Raw genomic sequence first — 15,547 nt, forward strand, 5'->3', positions numbered from 1 at the left:
GCCAGGAGAGCACACCATGTTGAAAGGTGGAATGGGCAACTTGATGAAGCAAGCCCAAGAGATGCAGGAAAAAATGCAGCGCATTCAGGAAGAAGCCGCTCAGTCAGAAGTATACGGTGAAGCCGGCGCAGGCATGGTTAAAGTCACCATGAACGGACGCCATGACGTGAGTCAGGTCAGCATCGATCCAAGCGTAATGGAAGAAGATAAAGAGCTGCTTGAAGATCTTTTAGCCGCCGCGGTGAATGATGCTGTACGTAAAGTTGAAACAAACTCTAAAGCTCGGATGGAAGAAGCAACGGCTGGATTGAACCTGCCGCCTGGTTTCAAGATGCCGTTCTAAGTAATGCGATTTTCTCCTCTTATTGAACAACTGATGGATGCGTTTCGTGTGTTGCCAGGGGTTGGGCCGAAGACGGCCCAGCGTATGGCAATGCATTTGCTTGAGCGTGAGCGGGCAGGCGGTCAGCGTCTTGCTTCGGTCATTCAAAAAGCGATTGACGAGGTCGGCTACTGTCAGCGCTGTCGCACGCTGACCGAAGCTGATATTTGCGCGATATGCGAAACGCCTCGCCGCGACGATGCCTTATTGTGTGTGGTTGAGTCACCCGCTGATCAGCTGGCGATTGAGGAAGCGGGTGGCTTTCAGGGCCGCTATTTTGTGCTTCATGGGCACTTGTCGCCTTTGGATGGTATCGGTCCTGACGCGATTGGGCTTGAGCAGTTGGAAACGCGTGTAGCAGAAGGCCATATCGAAGAAATTGTACTGGCGACCAACCCAACCGTCGAAGGTGAAGCAACCGCGCACTATATCGCCGCTCAATTGGCCCACTACGGCGTGAAGTTTTCACGTTTAGCTTATGGTGTTCCTATGGGTGGTGAGCTTGAGTATGTCGATGGCGGTACCTTAAGCCGTGCGTTTAATGGCCGACAGCCCTTTACCAGCGATTAACCCATCAACATTGCAAGCGCAATCGCGGTTGTAGCAACCTGGAAGTATGCTTTGTCTTCTCTAGCCTCCCCCGTATACCAGTGGATTGACAGCCCCGAGGCGCTTGATGCGGCCTGCGCACAAGTGGCCAACGCCCCTGTCATCGCGCTGGATACAGAGTTTTTCCGTGAAAACACGTTTTTCCCCGTCCCTGCATTAATTCAATTTGCTGCCGGGGACGTTGCGTACTTGGTTGACCCGCTGGCCACGTCCTGCACGCCTGCCTTTCGGCAGTTACTGCAAAATAGCGCCATTAAACTGCTGCATGCGTGTAGTGAAGATTTAGAAGTTTTTCAGCATTGGGCCGGGGTGTTACCAACGCCATTGGTGGATACGCAGGTTGCTCAAGGGTTTCTCGGTGAAGTGCCCTCGATGGGGTATCAAAAGCTGGTGGAGTTTTGGATAGGCGAAACGCTGCCCAAAGAGGAGACGCGCTCCAACTGGCTAGAGCGGCCTTTGACGCCCTCTCAGTGTGACTATGCGGCGTTGGATGTTATTTACCTGCTTCAAGTATGGGCGCATCAGGCTGAACGACTGGAAGGGTTAGGCCGCGGCCAATGGCTGCATGAAGAGTGTGCCAGTTTGATCGAACAGGCCGGGCGCAGCGTTGAAGCGGATGGCCAGTGGTACGCCCGTCACCGTCAGCTATGGCGGCTTGATCCGCGCCAATTAGAGGCTTATCGGCTGATGACCATTTGGCGGGAAGGCGAAACACGGCGGCGTAATTTGCCGCGCAATTGGCTTATTAGTGACAAGTTGCTGTTTGCAGCTGCTGACGCCATGCCGAAAAATCGCTATGAGTTGGCCGAGGTGGAAGGCTTTAAGCCAGCGTTGGTCAAAAAAGAGGGCGACACGCTATTGGCAATGGTTAAAAAGGCCCAGCACTGCGACGAAAATGAGCTGTTGGCGCGCTGGCCGGACCCGATGCAGCCCGCCTTTAAACAACGTTTCAAAGCCCTAAAATCCGTTATTAACACGAAAGCGGCCGGGCTTGGCATGGCGTCTGAAGTGTTGATGCGCCGCCGTGATATTGAGGCGTTGGTCATGCAGGACATGGCAAGCCAGCCTTTAACTCTGCCACAAGGATGGCGGGGCGAATGTTTGGCCGATGAGCTTGAGCAGGCATTAAAGGAGTTGTCTAAATGAGTGACAAGCTGCTTTGTGAGATTTTTAAAAGCTCGCGAAAAGATGAAATGTATTTATACGTTGATAAGCGCAAAGGGCTCACGCCCGTTCCTGAGGCGCTGCTCGCAACGTTTGGAAAGCCCGTCGCGGTATTCACCATGATTCTCACCGCCGATAAAAAACTGGCCCGAGTAAATGTGGATGACGTTATAGCCGCTATTGATGAGCAGGGTTTATATCTGCAGATGCCGCCTGCAAAAGAGGATTACTTGCTTGATGTACATCGCGCGCAATTAAACGCGCGCGATGCGGCGCAGTAGCCGCTACCGTGAATTTCCTGGCCCATGCCTGGCTTGCCTGTGAAGGGAGTGATGATTTTCTTTACGGCAACCTGATTGCCGATGGTGTTAAAGGTAGCCATCTGGGTGATTGGCCAGCGGATGTCGCGAGCGGCATACAGCATCACCGTAAAGTGGATGCCTGGGTCGACCAGCATCCAAGCGTGCTAAATGCGAAACATCGGGCGCCTGCAGGTAAGCGACGCTACGCTGGTATTGCGCTGGATATTGTGTGGGATCATTTTTTAGCGCGAGATAAGGCCGGCTTGCTTGAGCAGCAGCAAATGGTAGAGCGCTGTTATCGCCTGTTGTCAGCGAGACCGGCGCCCAATCGGCTGGAGGGGATGATGCCCTTTATGATCAAGCACGATTGGCTAAGAAATTACGCCGATTTTGATTTTACCTGCAAGGCAGTTGCGGGTCTTGGTCAGCGCTTGTCAGGACCAAATCGGCTTGCTGAACTCATCCCTTGGCTGCAAAGCGACTATCGTTTACTGGAAGCGGATTATCATTCGCTATGGCCAGCGTTAAGCGCCACGTTAAGCAGCGATGGGGCTGTAAATTACGCGTATAACCCGCAAGAGGAGTAAGGATGGAAACCGGAATGCGCGAGCGCTTTTGGGAGCGTTACACGCTGGAAGAGCTTACCCCGCAAGAGTGGGAGGCACTTTGCGATGGCTGCGGGCAGTGTTGCCTGTTAAAGCTACATGATGATGAAACGCAGGAGCTGGCTGTCTTGAACGTCGCCTGCCGCCTGCTGGATATTCAAAGCTGCCAATGCAGTGATTACCCGAATCGCTTTGATAGTGTGCCTGACTGCACCCAACTGACGCCTGCACTGGTAAAAGAGTTTACCTGGCTGCCCGCTTCGTGCGCGTATCGCCGAGTATCCGAAGGGCGGAAGTTAGCTGGCTGGCATCCGCTGCTGAGTAATGATGCCGAGCGCGTGCACCGTAAAGGCATCAGCGTGCGTAGCTTTGCGGTCTCTCAGGATGATGTGCCTGAACGAGAACTTGAATCCCACATTATTGCTGTACTGCCCATGTAAGTAACCATCCTGCAAGTGGCAGCCCCAGCCCTCTCCTTTTTGACGACATTAAGCCGGTCCACACAAATATCCAGCCTGACGTGATCGTTAGGCGACGGGCTTGTGCTTGGCTATATTTCTTAAGGCAAGCATTATGCCTTTGAACAAGGATGGTTGAGCCGCTCTGTTTTTAGCTGCTCTGTTTTTATTCGGCTTGGCGGACGGTTGCTTAAGCGGCATGTCCCAAATGGTTGGGAAGTGGTCCTGGTGCTTCATTGCTTGCTCCAATAGTAAAGGTAAAAGCATTCGACTAAAGTTGAGTATGAAGCAAAATGGTTTTTGTGGAAAGTATTTTCAAAAAAATAAAAGGCAGCGCGAAGGCTGCCTAACGGTGGGAGGTTTAAAGCAGTGGGCTGCTTAGATGGCGCTATCCTTGAAATCGGCGGCTAACCCCAATGCCCAAAGGATAAACGCGTCCTGCCTAGCGGTATCTTGCCACGCTTTAAATCGGCCGGATGCACCGCCATGCCCGCTGCTCATATCGGTATGCATCAAAACAGGGGCGCTGCCTAGCTGCTGTTGGGTGACTTGCGCGTAATATTTGGCAGGCTCCCAGTAGCTCACCCGTGTATCAAACCAACTGCCTTCAATCCAAAGCGCGGGATACTCTTGGGCCGTTATATTGTCCATGGGCGAGTAGTGACGAATGCGTTCGGCCACTTCGGGTGTTTCGGGGTTTCCCCATTCGCTGTACTCAGCGGTGGTTAGGGGAAGTTCGGGGTTTTGCATCGTGCGTAAGACATCCAAAAACGGCACATCAAGCACAGCGGCACAAAAAGCCTTGGGAGCACGATTAACACACGTGCCGACCAATAAACCGCCAGCGCTGGCGCCGTAAGCGACTACTCGCGCAGGATCACTTACTCCGCACTCCACCAGCGCATCCCGCGCGGCCAGAAAGTCGTTAAAGCTATTCTCTTTGTGCGCCATTTTACCCTGCAAGTACCAGGGTTCACCCCGCTCGCCACCGCCGCGCACATGGGCAACTGCAAACGCGGCGCCGCGTTCAAGCAACTCCAGGCGGGCAATAGAAAACCACGGGTCAAGCGCTTCCCCGTAAGCACCGTAGCCATAAAGTAGCGTGGGTAATGGCTCGCCGACCAGGTCCGCACGCATTACGATAGAGACCGGTACTTGCTCGCCATCTGCGCTGGTGGCCCATATTCGGCGGCTTACCAACTGCTCCGGTGTTAAACCACCATAAACGGGAACGCGCTTAAGGAGTGTTCGCTCGCCATTGGCAAGATCAAGCGCAAACCAGCTGGGGGGCTGTGTAAAGGACTCCTCGCGTAAGCGTAATTCCTGGGTGTCAAAATGCGGCGCATCTTCAAGTGATTGGGAACAAGGTTGCTCTGGCAGGCTAAGGTAGTCGTCAACCAAGCGATGATGCTGTGCATCCAACACCCAGCGACGCAGCACTACCTGCGCTTGGGTATGGTCGCGCTCTGCGATAATCAGCCCCCAGGAAAACGCATCAATACCTTCCAGTGTGGTGTCATCGCGCGGCGCAATAAGCGGCTGCCAGCGTGCTTCAGGGTTGCCCAGGGCTGGTTCGTCCAGGAAGTCGAGCTGAAAATGCGCGCTTGTCTGGTTATGGACGCGGTAAAAGGTGCCTGGCCGGTGATCAATCGTGTACTCAACGCCGGATTGACGGGGCTGCACACAGAGTGGCACGGCCGATGGCCGATGCGCGGGCAGCGCGTAAATCTCGTTGGTATCTTTCGAGCCGCTTTCGATCAGTAACCACTGGCGCGAGCGGGTTTTGCCAATGCCCAGCCAAAACTCAGGGTCCTTTTCACGCAGCACCAGAGTAGGCGCTGAGTGCTGTGCAGGTGCGTTAAAAGGGAGCGATACTTGCCAAATACTGTCAGGGCGTTGGGTTGCATCAAATCGAGTAAAAAAGAGAGTTGCCGAGCTTGCTGTCTGGTCTTCAGCCCAACATAAGCCCGCACCAATATCGCTGAGCAGAGAGACAGGCTCGCCGCTGGGCAGCGATTTTATCCAAAGCGTGTAGCGCTCGTCTCCTTGTGTGTCCTCTGTCCAGGCGAGCCACTGCTCGTCAGGAGAGAGTGCCATATCGCCCATGTCATAAAATTCTTCATCCGCAGCACGGGCTTGAACATCAAAAAAACATTCACGCTGTGCCGGTTGCCCGTTTGGGAAACGCCACCAGTGAGGGTAATCATCGTCGGCGCCGGTCTCGCTCCAGAACGTAAAGTGGTCAAGCGCTGTCTCAAGGCTGGTGACGGCAAGCTCACGGCGCGCAAGATGGCTTTTATAGAGCGTTTCGGCCAGCGGAGCCAGCGGTGCAAACCATTGGGCCTGCTGCTGGTTGGCGGCTTCTAAAAATGCGCTAACATCAGGCGAATCTCGTGCTTCCAACCAGTGCCATTTGGGATCATTAGCGCGATAATAGCGCGCGACGGGTGAGCCTGCGAGCGTGTCTGGCTGTGCTTTCATAAATTGATAGGTACCATAGCGGGAAATTAACGTCGGGTGCATGCACCCACATGAGGGGTATTATGCTGTTTACAGGTTCAATGTCACAGCTGTGGCTAAGTTATTACGGTATTTCGCTGCTGGTCGTCATTGCCATCTATTTTGCGGTGGCGTTTCTACCGCGTTTGCCGCGCCTGGTGGTGACGTGGGGAATGGCGGGCGCCATGTGGACGCCAGCGATGTTTCGTCTACCGCTAGTAGAAGAGGGTGAGTTCTATACCGGTTGGGCGCCTGCGGCGATGGTGGCCGCGGTTGGTTTTCTTGAGCATAACGTTAATGCGCTGCGTGGCAGCCTGTTGTGCCTGGTCGCTGGGATTGCTATCGGCGCAGCGATAGGCATCGCTCTCTGGTGGTGGCGTCGGCCGCCAAGTGCGCCGCCCGCCAAGCGCGTGAAACAGGAGGAAGCTGAAGACCCACAGCCTACGCGTCGTCGCGAACCGGTTATTGGTTAATGCAGATAATGAAAAGCGGAAGGAGGCGCGGTTATGTGTGAGCTGTTGGGGATGAGCGCTAACGTCCCGACCGATATCTGCTTTAGTTTTTCAGGCTTTTTACATCGTGGTGGCGGCACTGGGCCGCACCGCGACGGGTGGGGTATCGCTTTTTATGAAGAGGGCGGGTACCGCGAGTTTCGTGACCCGCATCCTTCTGTCAACTCGCCCATCGCACGGCTAATCTGCGACTACCCGATTAAATCAAACGTAGTGATTAGCCATATCCGCCAAGCAAACGTTGGCGGTGTGCGCCTGGCGAATACTCACCCTTTTACGCGTGAAATGTGGGGCCGCCCTTGGTGCTATGCGCACAATGGTCAGCTAAGCGAATGGCAGCACTTACCGTTGGGGGTGTACACGCCGGTTGGCAATACCGATAGCGAACATGCTTTTTGTTGGCTAATGGGTCAACTGCGAGACGCTTTTCCAACGGCCCCGGCATCGCCTGAATCTTTATGGGAGACGCTGCATGCACGATGTGAACAGCTACGTGCTTTGGGCGTGTTTAACTTGTTGCTGTCCGATGGTCAGTATCTCTATACCTACTGCTCGACGAAGCTTGCGCATATTACCCGGCGAGCACCCTTTGGTGATGCCGAGCTTTCTGATGCCGAACTTACGGTTAATTTTGCCGAGCACACGACACCCAATGATGTGGTTTCTGTTATAGCCACCGAGCCGCTAACCCACAATGAAGCCTGGTGCACCATGGTGCCCGGCGAGCTTTTAGTGTGGCGTGAAGGAGAAATCGAGGCGCGTTACTGTCCATAAGGGCTTGTCCATAAGAACTGGCCATAAGAACTGTCTATAAGAACTGTCCATAAGAACTGCCCATTACGCTACATTGTTACGTAGACATTTAGAAAAGATGGGAGGAAGGTTAGGAGGAAAGTTAAGAGCTCGGCCCTTTATCGGCTAAAGTTGAAACACAAGTTTCAATCGATCGTTTTACAGCATGTCTGGGGTCGTATATCGTTGGCCCTCTTGCCTCGCGACAATAACAAGGTCGGTTATAACATCGACATGGATAGCGGAGATTGCCCATGAGCGAACACGCCACAGCGCCTATTTTACGCGGCCCAGCGCTTGAAGGGTTGGATAAGTACAACTCTGTCACAGATGTTTTTCACGCGGCAGTAAGCCGGTATCAGCAAAAGCCTGCTTTTAGCTGCATGGGCAAAACGCTTACTTTTGCTGATCTTGACCGTCTTTCAGCAGACTTTGCCGCTTGGCTTCAGCACGAGACTGATTTGAAGCCGGGCGACCGGATCGCCATTCAACTGCCCAATGTCTTGCAATTCCCCGTGGCGGTGTTTGGCGCCATGCGGGCAGGTCTGGTCGTGGTAAATACCAACCCGCTTTACACCGAGCGGGAGATGACCCACCAGTTTAAGGATTCTGGTGCCAAGGCTGTGTTGATATTAGCCAATATGGCTAAAAAGCTTGAAAACGTCGTTGATAAAACCGATATCAAACATGTGCTGGTCACCGAGTTGGGAGACCTGCACGGCCTGCCCAAACGGTGGTTGATTAATGCGGTCGTGAAGCATGTGAAAAAGATGGTGCCTGCCTACTCGCTGCCCACCGCGTTAAGCTTTCGTGATGTTTTGAAGAAGGGCGCTTCTTTAAATCACACTGAGGTAAGCCGAGAACAGGATGATTTGGCCGCGCTGCAGTACACCGGCGGTACAACCGGCCTGCCAAAAGGGGCGATGCTAACCCACCGTAACTTGATTGCTAATATGCTGCAGGCGCGTGCCGCTATTGGTACGCATCTAAACGTGGGCGAGGAGTTAGTAATAGCGCCACTGCCGGTTTATCACATCTACACCTTTACAGTGAACTGCCTGTTTTTAATGGAGTCGGGCAATCATTCGCTGCTGATTACCAACCCCCGTGATCTGGACAGTTTTATAAAAGAGCTTAAAGGGCTAAAGTTCACAGCGTTTATTGGCTTAAATACGCTGTTCAATGCGCTGTGTAATCGTGACGACTTTAAGCAGCTCGATTTTTCCCATCTAAAGCTGACTATTTCTGGTGGTATGGCACTAACCAAGGCAGCCGCCCAGCGTTGGGAGCAAACGACAGGTTGCCCAGTTGCTGAGGGGTATGGATTGACAGAAACCTCGCCAATTGTGAGCTTTAACCCAACCGATGCTATTCAGTTGGGTACGATCGGTAAGCCCGTTGCAGGCACCTCGGTAAAAGTAGTGGATGCTGATGGCAATGATGTGGCTCTGGGCGAGCCGGGCGAGCTTTGCGTGCAGGGCCCTCAAGTGATGAAGGGATACTGGCAGCGCGACGATGAAACCCGTAACTCCATCGATGAGGGCGGCTGGTTCCATACCGGTGATATCGCCGTGCTTCAGGATGACGGCTACATCCGTATCGTTGACCGCAAGAAGGATATGATTCTGGTGTCGGGCTTTAACGTCTACCCCAATGAGGTGGAAGACGTGGTCGCCGCCCATCCGGATATTATCGAAGCGGCGGTAGTCGGTGTGCCGGACGACGACGCAGGTGAAGTCATCAAGCTGTTTGTCGTCTCCAAAAACAGTCAGTTGGATGCCGAAACGCTGCGCAGCTGGTGCAAAAAAGAACTTACCGGCTATAAAGTGCCCAGGTTCATCGAGTTTCGTGATGAACTGCCCAAAACCAATGTGGGCAAAGTATTGCGTCGTGAACTGCGCGATGAAAATAAGCCTGCGGCCAGTGAGGCAGATAGTTAGAGGAAGCGTCTATAGTGACGAAAATAGATAACGCACTGATGAGCGATTACGCCACTGGTTAGGCGTCGCGTTGGTGAAAGCGTTACAATATTCGGCCCGCTCGCGTAGCGGGCCGAATAGTTATTTGCCCTACCGATATCCATTGGTACATCTGCTTTTCAATAACGAATGGAAACTGAGCCTAACGTGACCACCGATATGCCTTCTGATCTTACCGATAATCAACGCTTGGCTACGCTTAATGAAACCATAAGCAACGTTATGCTGCGTGATGCCCAGCGCCTTGAGCGGCGCGTAGCAGGGCTGGCGCGTCGCCTGCGCGACAACAAGCCGATTGGTCACGGTTTGCACGAGGTGGAGCGCGATATTCACCGGGCACAGCAAGTGTTTAACCAGCGCGAGGCGTTGAAGGTGACCTTTAACTATCCGGCTGAGTTGCCGGTGGTTGAGCGTCGGGAAGATATTTTAAACGCCCTTCGTGACCATCAGGTGGTGGTAGTGGCGGGGGAGACCGGGTCGGGCAAAACGACTCAGCTCCCCAAAATGTGCCTGGAGTTAGGCCGTGGACGTAAAGGACTTATCGGTCATACACAGCCGCGGCGTTTAGCGGCGCGCAGTGTTGCCGGGCGGCTGGCCGAAGAGCTTGAGGTGCCGCTTGGTGAGCAGGTGGGCTATCAGGTACGTTTTACGGATCAAAGTAGCCCCACCACGTTAGTGAAGCTAATGACCGATGGTATCTTGCTGGCTGAAACCCAGCACGATCCCTTGTTGCTGCGCTACGACACCATCATTATTGATGAAGCTCATGAACGTAGCCTGAACATCGATTTTCTGCTGGGCTATTTAAAAAGGCTGTTGCCTAAACGTCCTGACCTTAAAGTGATTATTACCTCGGCAACCATTGATGTTGATCGTTTTGCCGCGCATTTCGGTACGCCTAAAGCATCCGCACCCGTCGTTGAGGTATCAGGACGTACGTATCCGGTCGACGTGCATTATCGCCCTTTGGTGCGTGATGAAGAAGATGAAGAGGATCGCACCTTACAAGAAGGGATTTTGCACGCCGTTCTCGAAATCGAAGCCATCGAGCGCGAAAAAGGCTGGCTACATGGCCCCCGGGATGTTCTGGTATTTTTGCCAGGCGAGCGAGAAATTCGTGAAACAGCCGATACGTTACGCCGGGCTGATTTGCAAGGGACGGAAATACTGCCGCTGTACGCACGTCTCTCCAATGAGGAGCAGAACCGGGTTTTTTCTGCCCACCGTGGAAGGCGCATTGTGTTGGCCACTAACGTTGCGGAAACCTCGTTGACGGTGCCCGGCATTCGTTATGTGGTGGACCCGGGGCTTGTCCGGATTAGCCGCTACAGCTATCGGGCAAAAATTCAGCGCCTACCGATTGAGCCGGTAAGCCAGGCCAGTGCCAATCAGCGCAAGGGGCGCTGCGGTAGGGTGGCAGAAGGGGTGTGTATTCGTCTTTACGACGAAGAGGACTTCGTCTCGCGTCCAGCCTTTACTGATCCTGAAATTCAGCGGACCAATTTAGCCTCGGTCATTCTGTCGATGCTGGCGCTAAAACTGGGTGATATTGAAGCGTTCCCCTTTGTAGACCCACCGGACAGCCGCTTTGTAAAAGATGGTTTTCGGCTATTGTTTGAGCTGGGCGCGGTCAACGAAAAGCATCACCTGAGCGAGTTGGGGCGAAAGTTAGCGAAACTGCCCATCGACCCGCGCTTGGCACGGATGGTGTTAGCAGGTGCGGAGCGCGGTAGCCTGCGTGATGTGCTGGTGGTGGTGTCCGCGCTTGCCATTCAGGACCCGCGAGACCGTCCGGCCGATAAACGCCAGGCTGCCGATCAGGCGCACCAGCGTTGGCACGACCCGGATTCGGATTTTGTCGCGCTGCTCAACTTGTGGCATGGCATTGAGAATGCCCGCGAAGCATTATCCGGCAATCAGCTGCGCCGCTGGTGTCGCGAGCACTATATTAATTATCTGCGCATGCGTGAATGGCACGATACGTTCCGTCAGCTTAGGCAGTTGCTGCGCGATATGCAGATCGATGTTCCCGCTCCGCTACCGCGCAATGACGAGGAGAGCGAAGAGCAGGCGCGTCAGGCCAGACGCAAGACCTCAGGTAAGTTACACCAGGCGCTTCTTTCAGGCCTGTTGTCTAACCTGGGCACGGTAGTGGAAAATCGCGAGTACCTGGGCGCACGTAATCGTAAATTCATGATTCACCCCGGCTCGGGGCTCGCCAAAAAATCGCCCAAATGGCTAATGGCATTTGAGCTGATTGAAACCACAAAACTGTATGCACGCACCGTTGCCAAGATCGATCCCCAGTGGATCGAACCGCAGGCTCAGCACTTGGTGAAACGCAGCTATAGCGAGCCTCATTGGGAACAAAAGCGTGCGCAGGTCGTTGCTTTTGAGCAAGTAACGCTGTTTGGCCTGCCTATTGTCGCGCGTCGGCGTGTGCACTATGGGCCAATTGCCCCCAAAGAATCGCGCGAGCTGTTTATCCGTCGTGCGCTGGTGGAAGGCGAGTTTACGACTCAGGGCGCGTTTTTTGCTCATAACCGCGCACTCATTGACGAAGTGGAGGCGCTTGAAGACCGCGCCCGCCGCCGTGATATTCTGGTCGATGAAGAGGCGTTGTTTGCGTTTTACGACGCGCGTATTCCAGACGACATTGTCAATGGTAAAGGCTTCGAGCACTGGCGTAAGCAGGCTGAACGCCAGACGCCTGCGCTGTTGAATTTTGATCTGGATGCGCTGAAAGCGCGTGACGCCGCCGATGTCACCCAAGCGCAGTACCCTGACCATTTAACACTTGCCGGGGTGGCTTATCCGGTGAGTTATCACTTTAATCCCAATGCAGACGATGATGGCGTTACATTGACCGTACCTGCCGCCATGCTGCCTCAATTGCCTGTGCACGCATTAGAGTGGTTGGTGCCTGGGCTTTTAAGAGAAAAGTGCATTGCGCTTTTAAAGTCGCTGCCTAAAAGCATTCGCCGCCAGGTGGTACCCATTCCTGATTGGGTCGATGCAGCGTTGGAAACCCTGGTGCCCGATCAGCGCCCGCTCACAGAAGCATTGGGCGAATTTATACGTCGACGTACCGCAACGCGTGTTCATCCGGATGACTGGCGGCTGGATTTACTCGATGCCCACCTGATTATGAACATTCGAGTCATCAATCATGCTGGTGAGCTGCTGGGTCAAGGGCGCGATGTCAGAGCGCTGGAGCAGCGCTTTGAAGCGGCGGCCAGTGCCGGTGCCCAGGCGTTGGCCGAGCAGGCAAACCAGGCGCCTACGCTTGACGGCCTGCCTGAGGAGCCATTGCCTGATTCGCGTGTGACTACGCAGGCGGGCATTCGTGTCGAGGCCTACCCGGCGTTGGTGGCTGAAGCCAGTGAGTTTAAGGTCGCGCTTTTTGATCATCCGGCAAAGGCATTGGCGGCGCATCAAGAGGGCGTTGCCCGGCTGGCAATTGCCAAACAGCCTGACCAGGTAAAAGCGATTAAGCGCCTACCCGGTGTTGAAAAATGCGCGCTGCTGTTTGCCAAAGTGGGTAGCAAGCAAGCGTTGCTGGATGACCTGATGTTAGCCGTCTTTACTCAAGTCGTTGCCCAGCATCCTTTGCCGCGCTCATCGGCCGAATTGAGCGCTCGCCTGGACGCTACCAAAGCAGAATTGGTTGATTACGCGACTTCCCTGCTTGAGCAGGTCGAGGCGGCGCTAAAAGGTCACTTGGCAGTGAGTAAAGTGCTTAAAGGCAAGCTCAATTTTGCGCTTGCCCTAGTGTATAACGATATCAGCGTACAGATGCAGCGGCTGGTCTACCCGGGGTTCATTCGTGATGCAGGCCAATGGCTGACAGAGTATCCTCGTTACACCGAAGCCGCGCTCATCCGCCTTGAAAAAGCTGCACGTGAGCGCGGGCGTGACCAGATGCTGATGCATGACGTTCAGGCCCTTGAAACTCGCTTTGATGCGCGGCGTAAAAGCGAGCGTCGGGGGCGTGTTGAAGATCCCGAGTTGGTGGAATTTGGCTGGTGGATACAGGAGCTTCGCGTTTCCCTTTTTGCTCAGCAGTTGGGAACGCTGATGCCTGTATCGGCAAAGCGCCTTGAAAAGCGTTGGCAAGAAATAATTAGCGTTTAAAAGATGACTGGTAAACCCTGCAAATAACGCACACAGTAATATTAAGCGCGAGCCTTGGGCCTGAGTCTAAACAGCAAGCAATAGGGGCAAAAGCCGCTTAGAGGAGATAGGCATGACAAACGTGGTGATAACCGGGACAGGGCTTTATACACCGGAACACGCCATTGATAATGCGGCGCTGGTGGCTGCATTTAATACGTGGGTGGATAACGAAAATGCGTGTCATGCGGATGCGATTGCACGGGGTGAGCGTGAGCCGCTAGCCCACTCCAGCAGTGAGTTCATCGAAAAAGCCTCTGGTATTAAAAGTCGTTACGTATTGGATGCTTCAGGTATTTTAGATCCTGAGCGGATGTGTCCTCGGCTGCCATTACGTCAAAATGACGAGCCCTCTATTCAGTGTGACATGGCCGTCTCTGCCGCACGCCAAGCGCTGGAAAAGGCCCAGGTAGCACCTGGTGACATCGAACTGGTGATTGTGGCTTGCTCCAATATGGAGCGTGCCTATCCTGCGTTAGCGGTAGAAGTGCAGCAGATGCTGGGTGCCAAGGGTTATGGATTTGATATGAACGTGGCTTGCAGCTCTGCTACGTTCGCCCTTGAATCGGCCGCTAATGCTATTGCGTCCGGCAGTATTAAGCGCGCCCTGGTAGTGAACCCGGAAATCTGTTCGGCACATTTAAACTTTCGAGACCGTGACAGCCACTTTATTTTCGGCGATGCTTGCACCGCTGTGGTCCTGGAAAACAGTGTCGATGCAGTGGCCGATGAGCGCTTTGAAATTATAGGTACGCGGCTTGTTACCCGGTTTTCCAATGCCATTCGCAATAATGCCGGCTTTTTAAACCGTGTGACGGACAGTGATCCGTTAGCAATTGATAAGCTCTTTGTGCAAGAAGGGCGGCGAGTTTTCAAAGAAGTGTGTCCCATGGTAGCCCAGTTGATTACAGATCACTTGACCTCGTTGGAGCTATCGGGAAGTGATCTCAAAAAAATGTGGCTGCATCAGGCTAACCGCCATATGAACGATCTTATCGCTCGCAGGGTATTGGGTTTTGAGCCCAGTGAGGCGCAAGCGCCCATCATTTTAGACCGCTATGCAAACACAAGCTCCGCTGGTTCCATTATTGCCTTTCATTTACATCATGAGGATATGGTGGAGGGCGACATTGGTGTGATTTGCTCCTTTGGAGCAGGCTACAGCGCAGGGTGCGTCGTAGTTCGACGTCAGTAACAGTACGACGTCAGTGACAGTACGTTAGTTTTTGAAGAGGAATAACCATGCTGCGGTTGTTAGCCAGGCAAGCCACCACTTTTTCACTGCGTAACGCAGCCCTACCAGCTGTGCTGCTTATCACCATGGCGGCTAGCGGTTGTGCCAGCACGCAAATGGCTCAAGATGCGAATCCGGATGATCCGTGGGAGGGCTTTAATCGCCGCGTTTTTGCCTTTAACGATGTCGTTGATCAGTATACGTTGAAGCCGGTAGCCCAAGGGTATCGCACGATTACGCCGAGCCCTGTACAAACCGGTGTCAGCAACTTTTTCTCCAACCTTGGAGAAATTCGTACGGCCATAAATAGTCTTCTTCAAGGAAAACCGGCGAACGCTGGGTTGGCAACATCCCGTTTTTTGATCAACACAACGGTGGGTATCGGTGGGTTGCTTGATTACGCGACGTTGATGGAGATTAACGCAAGCGACGAGGATTTCGGGCAAACGCTGGCGGCCTGGGGGTGGGATGACTCACGCTACCTTGTCTTGCCGTTTTTGGGGCCCAGTACGTTACGTGATGCTACGGGTCGGCCTGCTGATATCATGACCTACCCCATCGTTTACGTGGATGATAACACCACCGAGCTTGTATTAAGCGCGCTCAATATTATTGACCGACGCGCCGCGTTACTTGATCGGGAAAACTTGATTAGTGGTGATCGCTACAGCTTTGTGCGCGACGCTTATTTGCAGAGCCGCCAGTTTGAAATTAGTGACGGCGAGTTAGGCGATGACCCGTTTGCAATGGATGATTTTGACTTTAACGACAGCGATTTCAATGACAGTGATTTCGACGACAGCGATGCTAGTGACGACGATTTCGCCGATTGAGGCTT

13 protein-coding genes are annotated in these 15,547 nt (G+C 53.7%); 12 read left to right on the plus strand and 1 reads right to left on the minus strand.

From position 1 onward, the window contains the following. The first annotated feature begins 16 nt into the window (after window positions 1–16). The 6 genes from ACT3TJ_RS10315 to ACT3TJ_RS10340 are packed head-to-tail and all read left to right on the plus strand — an operon-like array spanning window position 17 to window position 3,502. Window positions 17–343: a YbaB/EbfC family nucleoid-associated protein gene (locus tag ACT3TJ_RS10315; protein ID WP_172117069.1), complete on the plus strand. Its 327-nt coding sequence runs from the start codon at window positions 17–19 to the stop codon at window positions 341–343. Window positions 344–346: 3 nt separating this feature from the next. Then, window positions 347–952, plus strand: coding sequence for a recombination mediator RecR (gene recR / locus ACT3TJ_RS10320; RefSeq protein ID WP_172117068.1), 606 nt, complete (start codon window positions 347–349; stop codon window positions 950–952). Between the two features lie 51 nt (window positions 953–1,003). Further along, the gene (gene rnd, locus ACT3TJ_RS10325) at window positions 1,004–2,137 is read left to right on the plus strand and encodes a ribonuclease D (RefSeq protein WP_172117067.1); all 1,134 of its coding nucleotides are present in this window, start codon (window positions 1,004–1,006) and stop codon (window positions 2,135–2,137) included. Then, on the plus strand, window positions 2,134–2,436 hold the full coding sequence (locus ACT3TJ_RS10330; RefSeq protein ID WP_444665718.1) for a YcgL domain-containing protein: 303 nt from the start codon (window positions 2,134–2,136) through the stop codon (window positions 2,434–2,436). The genes rnd and ACT3TJ_RS10330 overlap by 4 nt, the downstream gene beginning before the upstream one ends. 8 nt (window positions 2,437–2,444) lie before the next feature. Next, on the plus strand, window positions 2,445–3,044 hold the full coding sequence (locus ACT3TJ_RS10335; protein WP_193057113.1) for an acyl carrier protein phosphodiesterase: 600 nt from the start codon (window positions 2,445–2,447) through the stop codon (window positions 3,042–3,044). A 2-nt stretch (window positions 3,045–3,046) separates the two neighbouring features. Continuing rightward, window positions 3,047–3,502, plus strand: a complete 456-nt coding sequence (locus tag ACT3TJ_RS10340) for a YcgN family cysteine cluster protein (RefSeq protein WP_172117064.1) — start codon at window positions 3,047–3,049, stop codon at window positions 3,500–3,502. Between the two features lie 396 nt (window positions 3,503–3,898). On the opposite strand, the gene ACT3TJ_RS10345 is transcribed toward ACT3TJ_RS10340, so the two are convergent. Further along, window positions 3,899–6,001, minus strand: a complete 2,103-nt coding sequence (locus tag ACT3TJ_RS10345; RefSeq protein WP_193057121.1) for a S9 family peptidase — start codon at window positions 5,999–6,001, stop codon at window positions 3,899–3,901. 62 nt (window positions 6,002–6,063) lie between these two features. Here ACT3TJ_RS10345 and ACT3TJ_RS10350 point away from each other — a divergent pair, with 62 nt between their 5' ends. From ACT3TJ_RS10350 to ACT3TJ_RS10375, 6 genes are all read left to right on the plus strand, one after another. Next, window positions 6,064–6,492 carry a hypothetical protein gene (locus ACT3TJ_RS10350; RefSeq protein ID WP_172117063.1) on the plus strand — a complete coding sequence of 143 codons (429 nt, stop codon included), beginning with the start codon at window positions 6,064–6,066 and terminating at the stop codon, window positions 6,490–6,492. A 33-nt stretch (window positions 6,493–6,525) separates the two neighbouring features. After that, window positions 6,526–7,305 carry a class II glutamine amidotransferase gene (locus ACT3TJ_RS10355; protein ID WP_172117062.1) on the plus strand — a complete coding sequence of 260 codons (780 nt, stop codon included), beginning with the start codon at window positions 6,526–6,528 and terminating at the stop codon, window positions 7,303–7,305. 272 nt (window positions 7,306–7,577) lie between these two features. After that, window positions 7,578–9,263, plus strand: a complete 1,686-nt coding sequence (locus ACT3TJ_RS10360; RefSeq protein WP_193057114.1) for an AMP-binding protein — start codon at window positions 7,578–7,580, stop codon at window positions 9,261–9,263. A gap of 168 nt (window positions 9,264–9,431) precedes the next feature. Next, a complete protein-coding gene (gene hrpA / locus ACT3TJ_RS10365) occupies window positions 9,432–13,436 on the plus strand; it encodes an ATP-dependent RNA helicase HrpA (protein WP_444621913.1) in 4,005 nt (1,334 codons plus the stop codon). 112 nt (window positions 13,437–13,548) lie between these two features. Next, complete coding sequence (locus ACT3TJ_RS10370; protein ID WP_172117059.1) at window positions 13,549–14,670, plus strand: beta-ketoacyl-ACP synthase III; 1,122 nt, start codon at window positions 13,549–13,551, stop codon at window positions 14,668–14,670. Between the two features lie 47 nt (window positions 14,671–14,717). Then, window positions 14,718–15,542 (plus strand): MlaA family lipoprotein, encoded by an 825-nt coding sequence (locus ACT3TJ_RS10375; RefSeq protein WP_172117058.1) that lies wholly within the window; start codon window positions 14,718–14,720, stop codon window positions 15,540–15,542. Window positions 15,543–15,547: the final 5 nt, after the last annotated feature.

Source organism: Halomonas sp. AOP30-A1-24 (assembly GCF_052378165.1).
In the GTDB taxonomy this organism is placed as follows: Bacteria; Pseudomonadota; Gammaproteobacteria; order Pseudomonadales; family Halomonadaceae; genus Vreelandella; species Vreelandella citrativorans.